We start from the raw sequence: 16,560 nt of genomic DNA on the forward strand, positions 1-16,560 counted from the left end.
TGGACGATCAGTCGTCCTGCTCGTTCTCGCCCGACAGGTCGAGCGCGTGGAGCGGTTGCACGGTCGAAATGGCGTGCTTGTAAACGAGTTGCACCATGCCGTCGCGTTCGAGCAGCATGCAGAACAGGTCGAAGGCGGCGATTTCACCCTGGAGCATCACGCCGTTCACCAGGAACATGGTGACCGGGCTACCCGACTTGCGAACCGCGCTCAGGAAGATTTCCTGCAGCAGGCGGGGCTTGCCGTTACCGTCGCTCGCCTTGCGCAGATCGGTCAGGTCCATCGACTGGGCCGGCATGACCGTCGAAATGGCATGCTTGTAGACCAGTTGCGACTGACCGTCCCGGCGCAGCAGCACGGAAAAATTGTCGAACCAGGTGATGATGCCCTGCAACTTGACGCCCTTGACCAGGAACATGGTCACGGGGGTCTTGGACTTGCGCAGGCTGTTGAGGAAAATATCCTGAAGGTTGTTCACTTTGTCGGCCATGGTCGTTGCCAGTCCTTTATTGGCGGGACGTTACCCGCTCTCGCACCTCTGGGCGGAGGTGTCTTGCCTGCCCCCGCTTGTCGAGGGCAAGGCAATTCTACCGCAATTGCGAAGGGGCGTCCATGCCTGACATCGCCATCGGGAATTTCCCTAGCGTCAGCTATCCTTTCCGTCCGTGATCCCCAGCAGCTTCAGTTTGCGGTGCAGCGCAGAGCGCTCCATGCCGATGAAGGTCGCCGTGCGCGAGATATTGCCGGAAAAGCGGCGGATCTGGATGCGCAGATATTCCCGCTCGAAACTTTCTCGGGCTTCGCGCAGCGGCGCGCCCATGATGGCGGACTGGCCGATTCCATCGCCGCCGCCACCGCTGGTGAGTTCAGCCGGCAACATGTCCAGTTCGATCCGGCCGATCCGATCGCCCGGCGCCAGAATCATCGTCCGCTCGATCACGTTGCGCAACTGGCGGACATTGCCCGGCCATTCATTGGCCTGCAAGGCCGCCATGGCGTCGCTGGCCATCTCTGGCGGACTGACCCTGCGGTCGGCAGCAAAACGGGCCAGATAATGCTCGACCAGCGGCGGAATATCGTCCCGTCGCTCGGACAGCGGCGGAATCTGCAGCGGCACGACGTTCAGGCGATAGAATAGATCTTCGCGGAAACGCCGTTCCTCGATTTCCACCGACAGATTACGCGCGGTCGAAGAGATGACGCGCACATCGACCTTCACCTGTCGCTGGCCACCGACACGGGTAAAGCTCTGATCGGTCAGCACGCGCAGGATCTTGCCTTGGGTGGTCACCGGCATGTCGGCGATCTCGTCGAGATAGAGCGTCCCCCCATGCGCCTGTTCCAGATAGCCGGGACGCACGAGACCGCTGGGATCCTCGACACCGAACAGCTCTTCCTCGACCCGATCGGGATCCATGCGGGCTGCTGCAACGATGATGAACGGCGCATCGGTGCGACCGCTCCAGCTATGGAGCATGCGGGCGGCGACCTCCTTGCCAACGCCGGCCGCGCCGGAAATCAGCACACGGCTGCCGGTGCCGGCCACCTTCTTGATCGTTGCCCGGACACCGTTGATCGAGGCCGAGGTGCCGGTCAGTTCGTCATCCTGACCAAAGCGCGCGCGCAGCGTCTGGTTCTCGCGCCGCAACCGTTCGGTCTCGGTCGCGCGGGCGACCAGGTGCAGCAGCCGATCGGCCTCGAATGGCTTTTCGATGAAATCGGCCGCTCCCTTGCGGATTGCGGCGACGGCCGTGTCGATATTGCCATGGCCCGAGATCATGAGAACCGGGATCGTCGGGTCGCGCCGCTTGATTTCCTCCAGCAGTTCCAGGCCGTCGAGCTTGGAGCCCTGCAACCACACATCGAGCAACACCAGCGACGGGCGCCGGCTGTCCAGCGCATCGATCGCGCTGTCGCTATTGGCGGCCGTGCGGGTCGAAAAACCTTCGTCCTCCAGCACGCCTGCCACCAGATCGCGAATGTCCTCTTCGTCGTCGACAATCAGAATATCAAGCGCCATTGGCCATCACTTTTCCTTTGGGCAGGGCAACCACCTGCCCCTCTTCTAGTTTTTCCAGGGCTGTGACGGAGAAGCGCAACGTCACCCGCGCACCCCCGCCTTCCGCATCATCGAAACGGATTTCACCCATATGTTCTTCGACAATCTTCTTGACGATAGCCAAGCCTAAACCCGTCCCCTTCGACCGCGTGGTCATATAGGGTTCCAGGATGCGCTCGCGCTCGGGCGGCAGGCCGATGCCATCGTCGCGAACCTCGATCACCAGCGCGCCCTCGACCTGATGCAGGTGCATGCGGATATTGCCACGCACATTGCCTTCTTCGGGCGCGGGCTTCGGCTCGATCGCTTCGACGGCATTTTTGACGATATTGGTCAACGCCTGCCCAAGCTGACGCCGATCGCAGACCATTTCCATGTCGCCGTCATCAGCCTCGAATGCGAAGCGAATGTCGGGATGGGCCACCTCGTGGAGGAACAGGGCGTGGCGGGCAATATCGCCCAGCGCCTCGCGCCGAAACACGGGTTTGGGCATGCGCGCAAAGGAGGAAAATTCGTCGACGATACGGCGCAGGTCTCCCACCTGGCGGACGATCGTACCGGTCAGCCGCGCAAAGGTCGGCTTGTCGCTCGTCACTTCCTCGCCATAGCGGCGCTGCAACCGTTCGGCGGCCAGCTGGATCGGCGTCAGCGGATTCTTGATCTCATGCGCGATGCGCCGTGCCACGTCCGACCAGGCCGCACGGCGCTGATCCGACAATTGCTGGGTGATGTCATCGAACGTCAGAATATGACCGGACACATCTTCGGACACCTTGACCGCCAGCGTGCGCAAGTCCCCCTGCGCACGGACCTGCACGATGCCGGCATCATCCTGCGATGCCACCAGATCCGCCAGTTCGGCCGAAATCTCGGCCAGCGGCCGTCCGACCGGATCATCACCTTCGCGCACCAGAATTGCGGCGGCCGAGCTGTTCAGCAACTGGATCACGCCACCCCGGTCGACCGACAGCACGCCGGCACTCACGCCCGACAGGATCGCCTCGATAAAGGCGCGCCGTTCATCGAGCTGGCTGTTCGCTGCGACCAAGGCCCCCGTCTGAGCCTCCAGACGTTGGGTCATGCGGTTGAAGGCTGACGCGAGCGTGCCGATCTCATCCCGGCTCGCCGGGCTGGTGACGCGGGCCGACAGGTCGCCGGCCGTAATCCTGCGCGCGGCCGTGACCAGTTCGTTCACCGGCCTGACCATCCAGTCGGCCACGGCCAGCGCAATATAGACCGCAATGCCGACCAGCAGCAGCGAGCCTACGAACAGCAGCAGATTGAACCGCAATTGCAGCGCGCGCGACTGGGCAGCGAACAGGTCATAATCGCCCAGCACCTTCTGCGCCCGTTCCACATTGGAGAAGGAGGAACTGCCGGCGTTGCGGGTCGCGTAAAGATAGATTTTGGAATTTGGATAGAGCAGCGTCACGGCCTCGATCTGGTTGGGCTTGGCCGCCACCACCACATCTTCACCGGAAGCAAGGCGCTTCATCACCTCGGCCGACAACATTTCCGACGCCGGCCGGCTTTCGGGATCGACCGTCGCCGCAGTCCGCGCCACGCCGTCCTTGCCAATCTCGATGATCGCCGATCTGTTGAGCTTTCGCGTCACCACCTGATAGATATAGCCCTCGGCAAAGCGGGGGCTCGAAACGCTCGACTGGCCCAGATAGTCGCGCAGATCGCTCGCCATGGTCAGCGTCTCGTCGCGGACCTCGCGCAAATTCTGCTCATAATAGCCGCGCGCCAGGTCGCTGGCATTTTGCAACATGCCGCGCGCGCTGTCCGAAAACCAGAATTGCACGCCATATTGGAACAGCAGCGAGGCGAAGATGACGACCAGCAGCATCGGCACGCTGGCCACGACCGAGAAGATCGCCACCAGCCGGACATGGAGCTGGCCATCGCTGCCGATCGCCGACTTGGCAGCCCGGCGCTTGGCCACACGACGCCCCAGCAGCATCAGCAGCGCGATCGCGGGCACCAGATTGGCAACCAGCAGCAGCGCCACGATCGGCGGAGTCAGCAGCGTATAGGACTGGTCCTGGCCCGAGAGCAGGCCATAGGTCAGGCCGGCAGTGCCGAGGAACAAGATAAGCGTGACAATTTCGAGTGCAGCCGCCAACCGGCCGTTGCGCAGATAAGGCCGGACCAACCTCGCCCACGCCGGCCCCCGTCGGGGGATTGTCACCGCACCAGTCATAGTGGCTTCGTTACAACAATGCCGTGCCCGATCAAACACAGTTTTTACATAAAACCATGTCGCTGGTCGATGCGATTGGGCGCTTCGTCCCGCGGCCTCTAATCGCTCAGCCGCAGTTGCAGCGGATCGAGGCCGTAATCGGTGAGCTTCTTGCGCAGCGTATTGCGATTGATGCCGAGCAGGCCGGCAGCGCGGATCTGGTTGCCATCGACGCTGGCCAGCGTTTCCTGCAACAGGATCGGCTCGATCACCGCGAGCAGATTGTCATGCAGGTTGGGATCGGCCTGACCAAGGCCCACGCCAAGCTGTCGCTTGGTCCATTCCCTTACAGCTTGCGCCAGTTGGCCTGCCGGCGCGGCATGATCGGCGGGCATCGCGTCAAGCGGGAGCGCATGGCGCAACATATCCGCCGCGATCACATTCTCCCGGCTTAATACGGCCAGGCGCTGCATGATATTCTGGAGCTCGCGGACATTGCCCGGCCAATGATAGGCCATCAGCAATTGCGCCGCGTCGTCGGACAAGGCCTTGCGCGGCAATCCGTCCTGCGCGGCCCGATCCAGGAAATGGCGCGCCAGCAGGATCACGTCCTCGCGCCGCTCGCGCAGCGGCGGCAGCGATACCGGTACGACATTGAGCCGATAATAGAGATCCTGCCGGAACCGGTTCTCCTCGATCAACCGGGGCAATTCCTTGTTGGTGGCCGCGATGATGCGGACATCCACACGCACCGGCTTGGATCCGCCAACCGTGGTCACTTCGCCTGACTGGAGCACGCGAAGCAGCCGCGTCTGCGCCTCCATCGGCATGTCGCCAATCTCGTCCAGGAACAAGGTGCCTCCCTGCGCCTGCTCGAACTTGCCCGCCGTGCGCGCATGGGCGCCGGTAAAGGCTCCCTTTTCATAGCCGAACAGTTCCGCTTCGATCAGTTCGCGGGGAATTGCGGCCATGTTGATCGCAACAAAGGGGCGGGTGCGCCGTTGGCCCAGGCTATGGATCGCCTCCGCCACCAGTTCCTTGCCGGTGCCCGACTCACCCAGCACCAATATGCTGAGATCATTGGATAGAACCCGGGCGATGGTGCGATACACTTCCTGCATCGCCGGCGAACGACCGACAAGCGGCAGGCCGTCATGGGGCAGCCCAGGCTCGGCGGCATCCGCCCCGCCTGTTCGGTGCCCCAAAGCATCAGCAACGGCGCGCGTCAATTCATTGAGATCGAAGGGTTTTGGCAGATATTCGAACGCCCCCTTCTCGGTCGCCCGGATCGCGGTGTTCAGGGTATTCTGCGCGGAAAGAATGATAACATTCAGATCCGGTTTGCGCTCGATAATCTCCGCGACGCCGTCCAAGCCATCGCCATCCGGCAACATGACGTCGGTAATCAGAATATCCGGAGAGAAACTCTCCATCAGCGCTGTCCGTTCACGAATGGACCCGGCGATCTTCACCTTATGCCCCTGACGTCGCAGTGCTTCGCCGACCACCACACAGATGGCGGGATCATCATCAACAACCAGGACCGCGCCCGTCACCGCCATCAGCCCATTCCCATCGGCAGCAGGATACGGAAGGTGGACTCGCCAGCCTCCTGATCGCGTGAATATTGCACGAACCCACTCATGTCCCGTACCAGCTTGTCTACCAGGGCAAGACCAAGCCCCTGGCCGTCCCGCTTGCCCGTAATGAAGGGATTGAAGAGATGGTCGAGGATATGCTCCGGGACGCCCGGGCCATTGTCGATCACGACAATCTCGATCGGCAGCACGGCACTGCCTTTGCGGTCACCAACCAGCACCGACATGCCATGCCGGAAAGCCGTCTCGACGCGGATGCAGGGGCGCTCGACATGTTCCAAGGCCTCGGCCGCATTCTTGAGCAGGTTGATCATCACCTGCACCAGTGCATCATCATTGATGATCGCGAATGGCAGAGATGGATCATAACGTTTTATAATCTTTATATTCTTGGCAAATCCAGCGGCCGCGATATGCGATGCGCGATCGATCAGCGGATAGATATTGCCGGGACCGCACTCCAGCGTGCGATCGGTCGTGAAATCCTGCATCCGATCGATCAGGGCGGCGATCCGATCAACCTCGTTGCAGATCAGTTGGGTCAGGGCGGCGTCGGTTCCGCCGTTGCTCGTCTCCAGCAACTGGGCGGCCCCGCGAATGCCGGACAAGGGGTTCTTGATCTCGTGCGCCAGGATCGCCGCCGCACCGACCGCCGATCGCGCACCGCCCGCCGTGCCGCGATGGCCGATCTTGCGGGCCTGACCCTGCGCATGGATCGACACGACCCGCCAGCCATCATGGTCGACGATGGGAGAAATCATCAGGTCCACTTCCATCTCGGCGGTGCGACCGGCATGGACCTTGATGTCATAGGCGGCGATCGGCTTGTTGCTGTGCCAGATATCGAACCGGGCACCGGCTTCCGCAATGCGCACGGTGCGCGCCACGTCGCTGCCGATGATGGCCGACCGCGCCATATTCAGCAGGGTTTCTGCCCGTACATTGGCATCGGCAATGCTGTTATTCGGCCGCACCACCAGTGTCGCCACGGGCAAGGCGGTCATCAGTTCCGACAGAGAAGGCCCATCCTGCTGCATCTGAAGCGGCGGAAGGGACGTCAATGGCATGGTCATGCAGCCTGTAGCGCAACCGTCGGTTCTTCCGCTGCGATCAGCGGCTCGTAGAAAGCAGCCAGCATATCGAGCACCCGCTGGGCATCGGCCTCTTGGTTGACCGTGTTGCGGAACTCGGCCGATCCGGTCAGGCCCTTGGTATACCAACCGATATGCTTGCGCGCCATGTTGACGCCAGTCATCTTGTCATAATGATCCAGCATCATGCGATAATGGTCTGTTATCAGCTCATATTGCTCAGAAAGACTTGGGTCGGAGCGACGCTCGCCGGTGGCGAACCAGTGCATCACCTGGCCCAGCAGCCACGGCTTGCCATAGGCGCCACGGCCGATCATCACGCCATCGGCACCGCTCTGGTCGAGCGCGGTTTCCGCGTCCTCGATCGAGCAGATGTCGCCATTGACGATCACCGGCAGCTTGACCGCGTCCTTGACCGATCGGACGAAGCCCCAGTCGGCACTGCCCTTGTACATCTGGCAGCGCGTGCGGCCATGGACGGTGATCAGCTTCGCGCCCAGATCCTCGGCGATATGCGCCAGTTCGGGCGCATTCAGGCTCGCATGATCCCAGCCCATGCGCATCTTGACGGTGACAGGAACGTCGACCGCCTCGACCGTCGCCTTGATCAGCGATGCCGCCAGCGGCAGGTCGCGCATCAGCGCGCTGCCCGCGTCGCCATTGACGACCTTCTTCACCGGGCAGCCCATGTTGATGTCGATGATCGCCGCGCCGCGATCGGCATTGAGCTTGGCCGCTTCGGCCATTTCCGTCGGCGAACAGCCCGCCAACTGCATCGACACCGGCTCCTCCAGCGGATGCCAGGCGGCCTTCTGCAAAGACTGGCGCGTTTCGCGGATCATCGCCGCGGTGGCGATCATCTCGGTGACGTTGAGGCCCGACCCGAAACGGCGAACCAGCGTGCGGAAGGGCATGTCGGTAACGCCGGTCATCGGCGCCAATATCACCGGCATATCGACCGTCACCGGTCCAACGGAAATGGGGGAAAGCCTGCGCGTCATCTTCTTCACTGCCTAAAAAACAGGCAGCCCTTAGCCGAAAATGGCCGCGGCGACAAGGCAGGCACCGGACTAGTGGTTGCGCTTTAGAGGTTGGCGAGCATGGGGCAGAGCGTCTATGCGCCGCTGCATGACATCGAACAGCAGGATCGTCGCGCTGATCGTCGCCGCCGGGCAAGGAAGCCGGGCGGGCGGTGACATCCCCAAGCAATATCGGCGGATCGGTGGCAAGGCCGTGCTGGCCCACGCCCATGACGCCCTGACGGCGCATGGTGGCGTATCGGCCATCCACATTGTGCTGGGCGAAGGCGAGGAAGAGCGTGCTCAGGCTGTTCTCGGCGACCGCGTCGCCCATTTCGTCACCGGCGCGGACAGCCGGCGCGGATCGGTCCGGGCCGGACTGACGGCGATCGCCGCATCCGGCGGCGCAGACATCGTGCTGATCCACGATGCCGCCCGCCCCTTCCTGCCCCCTTCGGTGATCGACCGGTTACTGGCCGCGTTGGCGGATGCCGAAGGCGCCATCCCTGCCTTGCCGGTCGCCGACACGCTGGTGCGCAGCGATGGCGCGCTCATGGGCGACGGCGTCGATCGCACTGACCTGCATCGCGTCCAGACGCCGCAGGCCTTCCGCTTCCAGGCTATCCTGTCCGCTCACGACGATTGGGACGAGGCGCGAGAAGCCACTGACGATGCCCAGATCCTGCGCGCCTGGGGCCATGACGTCATCTTGGTGCAGGGCGATGAAAGGCTTGAGAAATTGACCTATCCTGAGGACTTCGCGCGCGCCGAGGCGCGCATCGTGGGCGCCCGCACCACCCGCGTCGGGATGGGCTATGATGTCCATCGCCTCGCGCCAAACGAAGAATTGTGGCTCGGCGGCGTGCTGGTCCCACACGACCGCGGCCTTGCTGGCCACAGCGATGCCGATGTCGCCCTCCATGCCATCGTTGACGCGATCCTCGGCGCGCTGGCCGATGGCGATATCGGCAGTCATTTCCCGCCGTCCGACCCGCAATGGCGTGGCGCCTCGTCGGATCGTTTCCTCGCCCATGCCCGCGATCTGGTCCTGAAACGGGACGGCCGGATCGACCATGTCGACCTCACCATCATCTGCGAAGCGCCCAAGATCGGGCCGCATCGCGACGCCATGCGCGCGAAAATCGCCGAGATACTGGACGTTCCCGTCGATCGCGTCAGCGTGAAGGCCACCACCACCGAGCGGCTGGGTTTCGCTGGTCGCGGTGAGGGCATCGCCGCACAGGCGGTTGCCACCCTCTCCCTCCCCACGCTATTCTGAGCCCATCATGCCCAACACCATCCTGCCCGCCCAGCTCGTCGACCTCGCCGAAAAGGTCATCATCGCCAACCGTCGCGCCGGTCGCACCGTGGCCGTTGCGGAAAGCTGCACCGGCGGCCTGGTGTCGGCGGCGCTCACTGAGATCGCTGGCTCATCCGACGTTTTCGAAGCCGGTTTCATAACCTATTCCAACGACATGAAGGCGGAACTTCTCAAAGTCTCGCATGACGTGCTGGATACGTTCGGCGCGGTCTCCATCGCGACCGCCTGGGCCATGGCGCAAGGCGCGCTCAAGAAGAGCCACGCCCATGTCGCGGTCGCCATCACCGGCATCGCCGGGCCGGGTGGCGGCAGCGAGCAGAAGCCGGTCGGCACCGTAGTCTTCGCGCGGGCGGAACGCGGCGGCAGCCCCGACAAGGTCGTGGCCGACATGCATCATTTCGAAGATAATGGTCGCGGTGGCGTCCGCCTTCAGGCGGCGTTGTGCGCACTCGAACTGCTGCTACCCGACTCGCCAGCGCCATAAAGCGCCGCCGCGCGTGTCTCGAACGCGCCGATCATCTTGCGCAGTGCCTTGTCGAAAAACTGGCCGGCCAGCATCTCGAAGATGCGGTTCTTGAATTCGAACTCGACCTCGAACTCGACCAGCACGCCGCCCTGCCCGTCGTCCCGGAAGCGCCACTCATTATGAAGATGCTTGAGCGGGCCGTTGAGATAGTCGACCCGGACATGGTCCGGACGATGCTTGTGGACGCGAGAGGTGAAGCTCTCGCTGACCCCCTTGAAGCCGACGATCATGTCCGCGACCATCTCGCTCTCACTGTCCGATCGGATGCGGATCGCGCTGATCCAGGGCAGAAATTGCGGATAGGCCGAGACGTTCGACACAAGGTCGAACATCTGTTCCGGACTATAGGGCAGTTGGCGGGTCTCGTGATGCTTGGGCATTCGCCGATCAGGCCTTCGCGGCGGCCGCCTTGGCCAGCTTCGCCTCGCGCGCGGCGCGCATCTCGGCGAAATCCTTGCCGGCATGATAGCTCGACCGGGTCAGCGGGCTCGACGCCACCTGCAGGAAGCCCTTGGCCCGCGCGATCGCCGCATAGGCGTTGAAAGCTGCCGGAGTGACGAATTCCATCACCTTGGCATGCTTGGGCGTGGGCTGCAGATACTGGCCCATGGTCAGGAAATCGATATCGGCCGAACGCATGTCGTCCATCACCTGGTGGACTTCCAGCCGCTCCTCGCCCAGGCCCAGCATGATGCCGGACTTGGTGAAGATCGAGGGATCGAGCTTCTTCACGCTTTCGAGCAGGCGCAGCGACGCATAGTAGCGTGCACCCGGACGGATGGTCGGATAGAGCCGGGGCACGGTCTCCAGATTATGGTTGTAGACGTCCGGGCGAGCCTTGACGATCATCGCGACCGCGCGCTCATGCTTGTTGCGAAAATCCGGCGTCAGGATCTCGATCGTGGTGCCCGGCGTCGTGCGGCGCAGCGCCTCGATGACCTTGACGAACTGGCTGGCGCCGCCATCGGGCAGGTCGTCGCGATCGACCGAGGTGATGACGATATGTTCAAGTCCCATCTCCGCGGCGGCATCGGCCAGATTCTGCGGCTCGTTGACGTCCACCTTGCGCGGCATCCCGGTCTTGACGTTGCAGAAGGCACAGGCACGGGTGCAGACATCGCCCAGGATCATCACCGTGGCATGCTTCTTGGTCCAGCATTCGCCGATATTGGGGCAGGCCGCTTCCTCGCAGACTGTCGCCAGTCCTTTTTCCCGCATCAGCTTGCGCGTCTCGTGATAGCCGGGACTGGTCGGCGCCTTGACACGAATCCAGTCAGGCTTGCGGACGCGCTCCGGCTTGGCGGGCTGACCGGGTACGGGGATCGGGGCAATGTCGTTCATGCGCCCCAGATAGCGATGCCGGACCGCTCTTGCCAGTCCTCTCTTTGTGCGGCACACCCACGCCATGACCGATTTTGCCGACATGCTTCAGGGCTATCGCCGCTTCCGGGAAACCGGATGGTCCCAACAGCGCGAGCGCTGGGACGAACTCAACGAAGGGCAGAGCCCCAGGGTGATGGTGATCGCCTGCTCCGACAGCCGAGTCGATCCGGCCCAGATCTTCGATACCAGTCCCGGCGAAATCTTCGTCGTGCGCAACGTCGCGGCGCTGGTGCCGCCGTTCGAGACCAATCCGGGCTGGCACGGCGTATCGGCCGCGCTCGAATTTGCAGTCCAGGTGCTCAAGGTCGGCGAGATTGTCGTCATGGGCCATGGCAAGTGTGGCGGCTGCAAGGCGGCACTCAGCCATGACCTCAAGGACGCGCCGCCCGGCGAAGGCGGCTTCATCCATCACTGGATTGAATTGCTCGATGATGCCCGGGAGGTCGTGGTCGGCCGTTATGGCGACCAGCGCGACCGCGAGGTCGAGCGTGCCATGGAGCAGGAGGGCGTCAAGGTCAGCCTGGCCAACCTGCGCAGCTTCCCCTGCGTCCGCGCCAAGGAGAAGAGCGGCGAGTTGAAGCTGGTCGGCAGCTTCTTCGCCATTGCCGACGGCCAGCTCCACATATTGGACGAGCAGACCGGCGCCTTCGCCCCGGCCTGAAGAGGGCCAGACAAGGAGAATTTCCATGCCCATGCGGCAGGAAGGGCGCGGCAATATCGCCCTGCTGATCGATGCGGACAACGCGTCGGCGGCCCATTTTGACGCGGTCATGACCGTGTTGGCGGAGTTGGGCACGGTCAATATCCGCCGCGCCTATGGCAATTGGAACAAGGCGACGCTCAAGACCTGGGCGGCGCTGTCCGTGGCGCAGGCGATCGAGCCGCAGCAGCAGTTCGATCTCACCAAGGGCAAGAATGCCACTGACATGAAGATGACGATCGACGCGATGGATCTGCTTTCCAGCGGGCGCGTCGACGGCTTTGGCCTGATGTCGAGCGACAGCGATTTCACCCCGCTGGTGACGCGACTGCGCCAGGACGGCATTCCGGTCTATGGTTTCGGCAACACCAATGCGCCTGAAGGCTTCCGCCGTGCCTGCACCCGCTTCATCGATGTGGCAGCGCTGCGCCCGGTGGAGGTTCCGGTAGCCAAATCGGCTGCGACGCCCAAGAAGAAGGCTCCGACCAAAGGCAGCGAGGCTGCGCGGCCTGCCGCTGCGCCACCCCCTCCCCCGCCGGCGGCGACCGCTGCGCCAGCAGGCACCGGCGCGGCGGTGGACCCGGAGGTCGTGCGCCTCTTGATCGACGCCTATGACGAGGCGAAGCGGGACGAGCGGGGCTTTGTCGCATTAGGTCCGGTCGGCCAGCGGGTCGGCAACCGCTCCAGCTTCGACGTGCGCAACTATGGCTTCAAGCGCCTGTCCGACCTGGTCGCCGCCATACCCAACTTCACCAGCGAAGTGCGCGAAGGCGGCCAGACCTGGATCAAGCGGATTCGCTGATGCCGGCCGTTGCGTGCCGCCTGATGATCCATGGCCGGGTTCAGGGCGTGTTCTATCGCAACTGGACGGTCCAGACCGCGCGCAGTCTGGGCCTCACCGGCTGGGTGCGCAACCGGATGGACGGCAGCGTCGAGGCACTGGTCCAGGGGGAGGCGGACGCTGTAGATCGCTTCATCGCGCTGGCACAAGATGGGCCGCCGGTGGCAAAGGTCGCGCGGATCGAGGCGATGGATGTGCCGCGCGAAGCGCTGGGCGGCTTCGAGAAGCGGCAAACCGCCTAAACGTCGCCCCCCTTTGCTGCCGGTGGGCCACCCAAACTTCTGCCCTTTCCTATTTGGACTTTCCTTGCTCTACTCTGGTGCCCGTCCCACTGCGCAAGACCGTGACCCAAGTGTCGCGTCATCATGACCTTGGCGTCACCCCATCATGACCCGACCGTTGCGTCACTGGAACGCAACGGTCGCGTCGATGGTGCGTTGCGCTGAACTTTCTCGTGAAATCGGCCAGAAATGCAGGGCAAGAACGGTGTGAACTTTGCCGCTGACGCGTCACCATGATCCTGTCGTGACCCAAAACCCTGCGGATCCGACCCTCATGTCGCCATTCATCATCAACCAGAAAAGAAGCAGCAACAGTCGAAACCTACATGCCACTGTGACGACCGGGCAACAAAGCACGGCGTCACAGCAGGAGAATGCAATGAGTTTGATCCTTATGGCGCTTGCCGCCGCCGCGACCCACAATGTCTCGGTCGAGCATCATGGCAACCAGGTCGGTGCCACCTACACCGCCCGTGCCGACATCAGCACCAAGACGGTCGGCGCCAAGACGCCCAACCGGATGGACAGCCAGCGCTGCCAGTGGACCGCGACGATCGTCGTCGACCGCAAGCTGGACCATGGCCCGGCGCTCGCCCGCACCGTGTCGAGCGACAAGCGTTTTTCGGGTAGCGAGGCTGGCGCCTGCACCCCCGGTCGTCAGTCCGGCGAACGCAACATGGCCCAGTATCAGGACAAGATCGAGGCGCATCTGATCGCCGTGGCGGAGGCCGATCGCGCGCCGCTGCTGGCTGAACTGGACTCGGTGCGCGCCCTTGCGTCGAACTGATCGCGTCACGACCGTGGCATGGCTGGGCGGGCTTGGCCTCGCCCTCCATGCCCTGCCGGCGGCCGCTCAATATGCCAGCGGTCCCAGCGCGACGATTGAGGTTGCCAGCGACGAACGCCGCCGCGGCCTCAGTTGGAGCGACGGCGATCCTGTGCTGCGCGGCAGCTTGTCCGTGCCGGTCGCGCAAGGCCTCTCGCTCGATGGCGCCGCGACCAGCCTCTGGGGCAGCGATCGCCATGGCGGCGCCGACGCCGTCATCGACCTTGGCCCCTCCTATGTCCATCAACTGGGCGGCTGGCGCCTGTCGCTCGACGCGCGCTACCATCTCTTCCCCGGCGCCGATCATCAGGGCTATGGCGAATTTGGCGCCGGCGCCGGCTTCCTGATCGGCCCTGCCAGCATCGACATCGGCGCCCAATATGCCCCGCGCCAGTCGGCGATCGGCGGCGACAATCTCTATCTGTCCTCCGCCGCCTCCTTCGCCATTCCCGGCACGCCGCTCACCGCCTCGGCACGGGTCGGCCATAGTTCCGGGTCGGATCGCGATCCGCTAGCCTCGCAACGGCTGCGGCCGGGCGGCGATTATTGGGATTATGGCGCGGCCATCGCCTGGTATCGTGGCCGCTGGTCGGCGGAGCTGCGCTACAGCGACACCGACATTGACGGGCGCGACGCGCGCCACGGCGGGTCGGCTCTCATCGGGAAGGTCGGCCTAACCCTGTAGCACCAGCGATATGAGTTCGGGCGAGGAGACGCCCGCCGAGCGCAGGAAACCCTGATAATAATCACAGCCTTCCCGTGCCAGCAGGTCGAGTTGCTGCTCCGTCTCTACCCCTTCGGCGATCACGTTCAGGCCCAGCGATTTCGCCATATGGATCACCCCGCGCACGATGATCCGGTCGCGCGCCGACCCGGCGATGTCCTGAGCCAGACTGGAGTCGATCTTCAGATAATCGAGCGGCAGGCCCTTAAGGTAAGCAAGGCTCGAATAGCCGGTGCCGAAATCGTCGATCGCCACCGCCAGCCCTTCGGACCGCAATGCCGTCAGCAGCGCCGCCGCCGCGTCGACATCCTGGATCAGCCCGCTCTCGGTGATCTCCACCGTCAGCCGCGACCGGGGAAAGCCGCTGCGGTCCACCTGCCCCAGAAAATCGGCCATGAACCCCGGCTGCGCAATATCCGCCGCCGTGACATTGATCGACAGGCGCAGATTGGACAGCGCACTCGGCCATGCCGCCGCCTGCCGCAGCGCCTCGGCCTGGATATGCGCCGACAGCGGCAGCATGTAATCGGATCGCTCGGCCGTGCCGAACAATATGCCAGCCCCCAGCGGGCCATAGATCGGGTGGTTCCACCGCGCCAAAGCCTCGACCCCGCTGATGCGATGGTCATAGACCGGATATTGCGGCTGGAACACGATGCCGATCTCGCCCCGGTGCAGCGCCAGCCGCAGGTCGGTTTCGAGCTGATCGGCGTCGAGCTGGCGACTGCGCTTCTCGGCGGAAAAGATGCGAATGCCCTCACCCCCGCCCTGCCGCGCATCGGCCAGTGCAGCGCCCGCTCGTCGCAGCAACTGGGTCGCATCATCCTCCGCCCGTGCCTGCGCGATACCGCAGCGCGCAATCAGGCGGATCAGATGATCCCCCGCGCTGAACGGCCGGCTGATCGCCTCGATCAACTGCCGCGCCAGATAGGTCGCCCGCTCCGCCGCCGCCGGCTCGCCGGTCAGGCCGACCAGAAACTCGGTGCCGGCGATCCGCGCCACCATCGCATGGCCCGCCACGGCATCCACAATCTGCTCGATCCGTCGGGCGATCCGTCCCAACAGCGCATCCCCCACCACCTGGCCATAGGCTGCGTTCATGCGATCGAACTGGCTAATCGACAGCAGCACCACCGTCGTCGGCAGGCCCGACCGACGATCCAGCCAGTCCAGCGCCGCCTGACGCGACCGCAACCCGGTCAGATTGTCGCGGCTCGCGACATCCTGGTCCTGCGCGTCGGACAGCCACTCCACATCGGCCGCCACCGTGCCATCGACGAAGCGCAGATGATGCACCAGCCGATTGCCCGGCCGCCCAGGCACGGCATGGGCGAACGCCGCCGGACGGCCCGACTGCATCATCCCCTCCAGTGCGTTCAGCACCGCCTTGCGTTCATTGCGCGCCAGCCGGTGGATCAGCGTCGATGGCGTCGGCTGCCAAGCCTCGATCCCCAGATTGCGGGCCAGGCTTTCGCTCAGGCGCAGCCCGGCGCCATCGCGGTCCATCTCCCAGTAAAGCGCGTCCCCCCGGCGGATGCGCTGCGCCCGCTGACTTTGCATCGCGCCGCCGCCCAGCCGCTCGACCAGTCGCTGCGCCGATGCCAGCGTTGCCTGCAACAAGGGTTGCGTTACCGGTGCGACCAGAAAGTGGGTTGCGCCGGCGTCGAACAATTGCGGCAGGCTCGCGACTGCTGCCGGATCGACCAGCACCACCAGCGCACAGCCGCCGGCGTCCACCGCCGGCACCAGCGGCGCGATCAGCTTGGCCGCCGTCCCGCCGCGCATGTCGACCAGCGCGATCTGGGCGTCGCTGCGCAGAAAACGCTGCGGCGCATCGGTGGCACGCCGCGCACCGATCGCGCGCCAGCCCGCCTCCTGTGCGGCACGGCACAGAGGGTCGCGGTCGCCGGGCGACAGGATGAAGATGCTGCGCTGTCCGTCCGGCGCGGCCTGCCCGCTCACTCTTTTTTCGACTCCCTGACAAGGCGCATGCCGCTCTTGTAACA

Annotated in this window: 16 protein-coding genes; 7 read left to right on the forward strand and 9 right to left on the reverse strand. The window is 64.1% G+C overall.

Features of this window, described 5'->3' with window-relative positions:
- Positions 1-7: 7 nt before the first annotated feature.
- The 6 genes from hfq to dusB all read right to left on the reverse strand — a co-directional run bounded on the left by hfq (position 8) and on the right by dusB (position 7,934).
- Positions 8-490 (reverse strand): RNA chaperone Hfq, encoded by a 483-nt coding sequence (gene hfq, locus GGQ90_RS20975; protein WP_188083829.1) that lies wholly within the window; start codon positions 488-490, stop codon positions 8-10.
- 156 nt (positions 491-646) lie between these two features.
- On the reverse strand, positions 647-2,020 hold the full coding sequence (gene ntrX, locus GGQ90_RS20980) for a nitrogen assimilation response regulator NtrX (protein ID WP_188083830.1): 1,374 nt from the start codon (positions 2,018-2,020) through the stop codon (positions 647-649).
- Entirely contained in the window at positions 2,010-4,265 is a 2,256-nt protein-coding gene (locus tag GGQ90_RS20985; RefSeq protein WP_188083831.1) for a sensor histidine kinase, read from the reverse strand. Before GGQ90_RS20985 ends, ntrX begins: the two co-directional genes overlap by 11 nt.
- Positions 4,266-4,363: 98 nt before the next feature.
- Complete coding sequence (ntrC, locus tag GGQ90_RS20990) at positions 4,364-5,806, reverse strand: nitrogen regulation protein NR(I) (protein ID WP_188083832.1); 1,443 nt, start codon at positions 5,804-5,806, stop codon at positions 4,364-4,366.
- Positions 5,806-6,915 (reverse strand): two-component system sensor histidine kinase NtrB, encoded by a 1,110-nt coding sequence (locus tag GGQ90_RS20995; protein WP_188083833.1) that lies wholly within the window; start codon positions 6,913-6,915, stop codon positions 5,806-5,808. Before GGQ90_RS20995 ends, ntrC begins: the two co-directional genes overlap by 1 nt.
- Positions 6,912-7,934, reverse strand: a complete 1,023-nt coding sequence (dusB, locus tag GGQ90_RS21000; RefSeq protein WP_188083834.1) for a tRNA dihydrouridine synthase DusB — start codon at positions 7,932-7,934, stop codon at positions 6,912-6,914. The genes GGQ90_RS20995 and dusB overlap by 4 nt, the downstream gene beginning before the upstream one ends.
- A 115-nt stretch (positions 7,935-8,049) precedes the next feature.
- On the opposite strand from dusB, the gene GGQ90_RS21005 reads away from it, so the two are divergent.
- A complete protein-coding gene (locus GGQ90_RS21005; protein ID WP_188083835.1) occupies positions 8,050-9,231 on the forward strand; it encodes a bifunctional 2-C-methyl-D-erythritol 4-phosphate cytidylyltransferase/2-C-methyl-D-erythritol 2,4-cyclodiphosphate synthase in 1,182 nt (393 codons plus the stop codon).
- Positions 9,232-9,238: 7 nt separating this feature from the next.
- On the forward strand, positions 9,239-9,757 hold the full coding sequence (locus GGQ90_RS21010; RefSeq protein ID WP_004212578.1) for a CinA family protein: 519 nt from the start codon (positions 9,239-9,241) through the stop codon (positions 9,755-9,757).
- Here the strand turns inward: GGQ90_RS21010 and GGQ90_RS21015 are convergent.
- Together GGQ90_RS21015 and lipA are read right to left on the reverse strand one after the other, a co-directional pair.
- Positions 9,703-10,179, reverse strand: coding sequence for a type II toxin-antitoxin system RatA family toxin (locus GGQ90_RS21015; RefSeq protein WP_188083836.1), 477 nt, complete (start codon positions 10,177-10,179; stop codon positions 9,703-9,705). The genes GGQ90_RS21010 and GGQ90_RS21015 overlap by 55 nt on opposite strands.
- A 7-nt stretch (positions 10,180-10,186) precedes the next feature.
- A complete protein-coding gene (gene lipA, locus GGQ90_RS21020) occupies positions 10,187-11,140 on the reverse strand; it encodes a lipoyl synthase (RefSeq protein WP_380766479.1) in 954 nt (317 codons plus the stop codon).
- Between the two features lie 64 nt (positions 11,141-11,204).
- Between lipA and GGQ90_RS21025 the strand changes: the two genes are divergently transcribed.
- The 5 genes from GGQ90_RS21025 to GGQ90_RS21045 all read left to right on the forward strand — a co-directional run bounded on the left by GGQ90_RS21025 (position 11,205) and on the right by GGQ90_RS21045 (position 14,515).
- The gene (locus GGQ90_RS21025; protein WP_188083838.1) at positions 11,205-11,843 is read left to right on the forward strand and encodes a carbonic anhydrase; all 639 of its coding nucleotides are present in this window, start codon (positions 11,205-11,207) and stop codon (positions 11,841-11,843) included.
- A gap of 25 nt (positions 11,844-11,868) precedes the next feature.
- Positions 11,869-12,684: an NYN domain-containing protein gene (locus GGQ90_RS21030; protein WP_188083839.1), complete on the forward strand. Its 816-nt coding sequence runs from the start codon at positions 11,869-11,871 to the stop codon at positions 12,682-12,684.
- Complete coding sequence (locus tag GGQ90_RS21035; protein WP_188083840.1) at positions 12,684-12,965, forward strand: acylphosphatase; 282 nt, start codon at positions 12,684-12,686, stop codon at positions 12,963-12,965. The genes GGQ90_RS21030 and GGQ90_RS21035 overlap by 1 nt, the downstream gene beginning before the upstream one ends.
- A 418-nt stretch (positions 12,966-13,383) precedes the next feature.
- Entirely contained in the window at positions 13,384-13,791 is a 408-nt protein-coding gene (locus GGQ90_RS21040) for a hypothetical protein (RefSeq protein ID WP_188083841.1), read from the forward strand.
- On the forward strand, positions 13,778-14,515 hold the full coding sequence (locus GGQ90_RS21045) for a TorF family putative porin (RefSeq protein ID WP_188083842.1): 738 nt from the start codon (positions 13,778-13,780) through the stop codon (positions 14,513-14,515). The genes GGQ90_RS21040 and GGQ90_RS21045 overlap by 14 nt, the downstream gene beginning before the upstream one ends.
- Here the strand turns inward: GGQ90_RS21045 and GGQ90_RS21050 are convergent.
- Positions 14,504-16,516: an EAL domain-containing protein gene (locus GGQ90_RS21050; RefSeq protein WP_188083843.1), complete on the reverse strand. Its 2,013-nt coding sequence runs from the start codon at positions 16,514-16,516 to the stop codon at positions 14,504-14,506. The two genes, GGQ90_RS21045 and GGQ90_RS21050, sit on opposite strands and share 12 nt — an antisense overlap.
- Positions 16,517-16,560: the final 44 nt, after the last annotated feature.

It is taken from the genome of Sphingobium scionense (assembly GCF_014197035.1).
In the GTDB taxonomy this organism is placed as follows: Bacteria; Pseudomonadota; Alphaproteobacteria; order Sphingomonadales; family Sphingomonadaceae; genus Sphingobium; species Sphingobium scionense.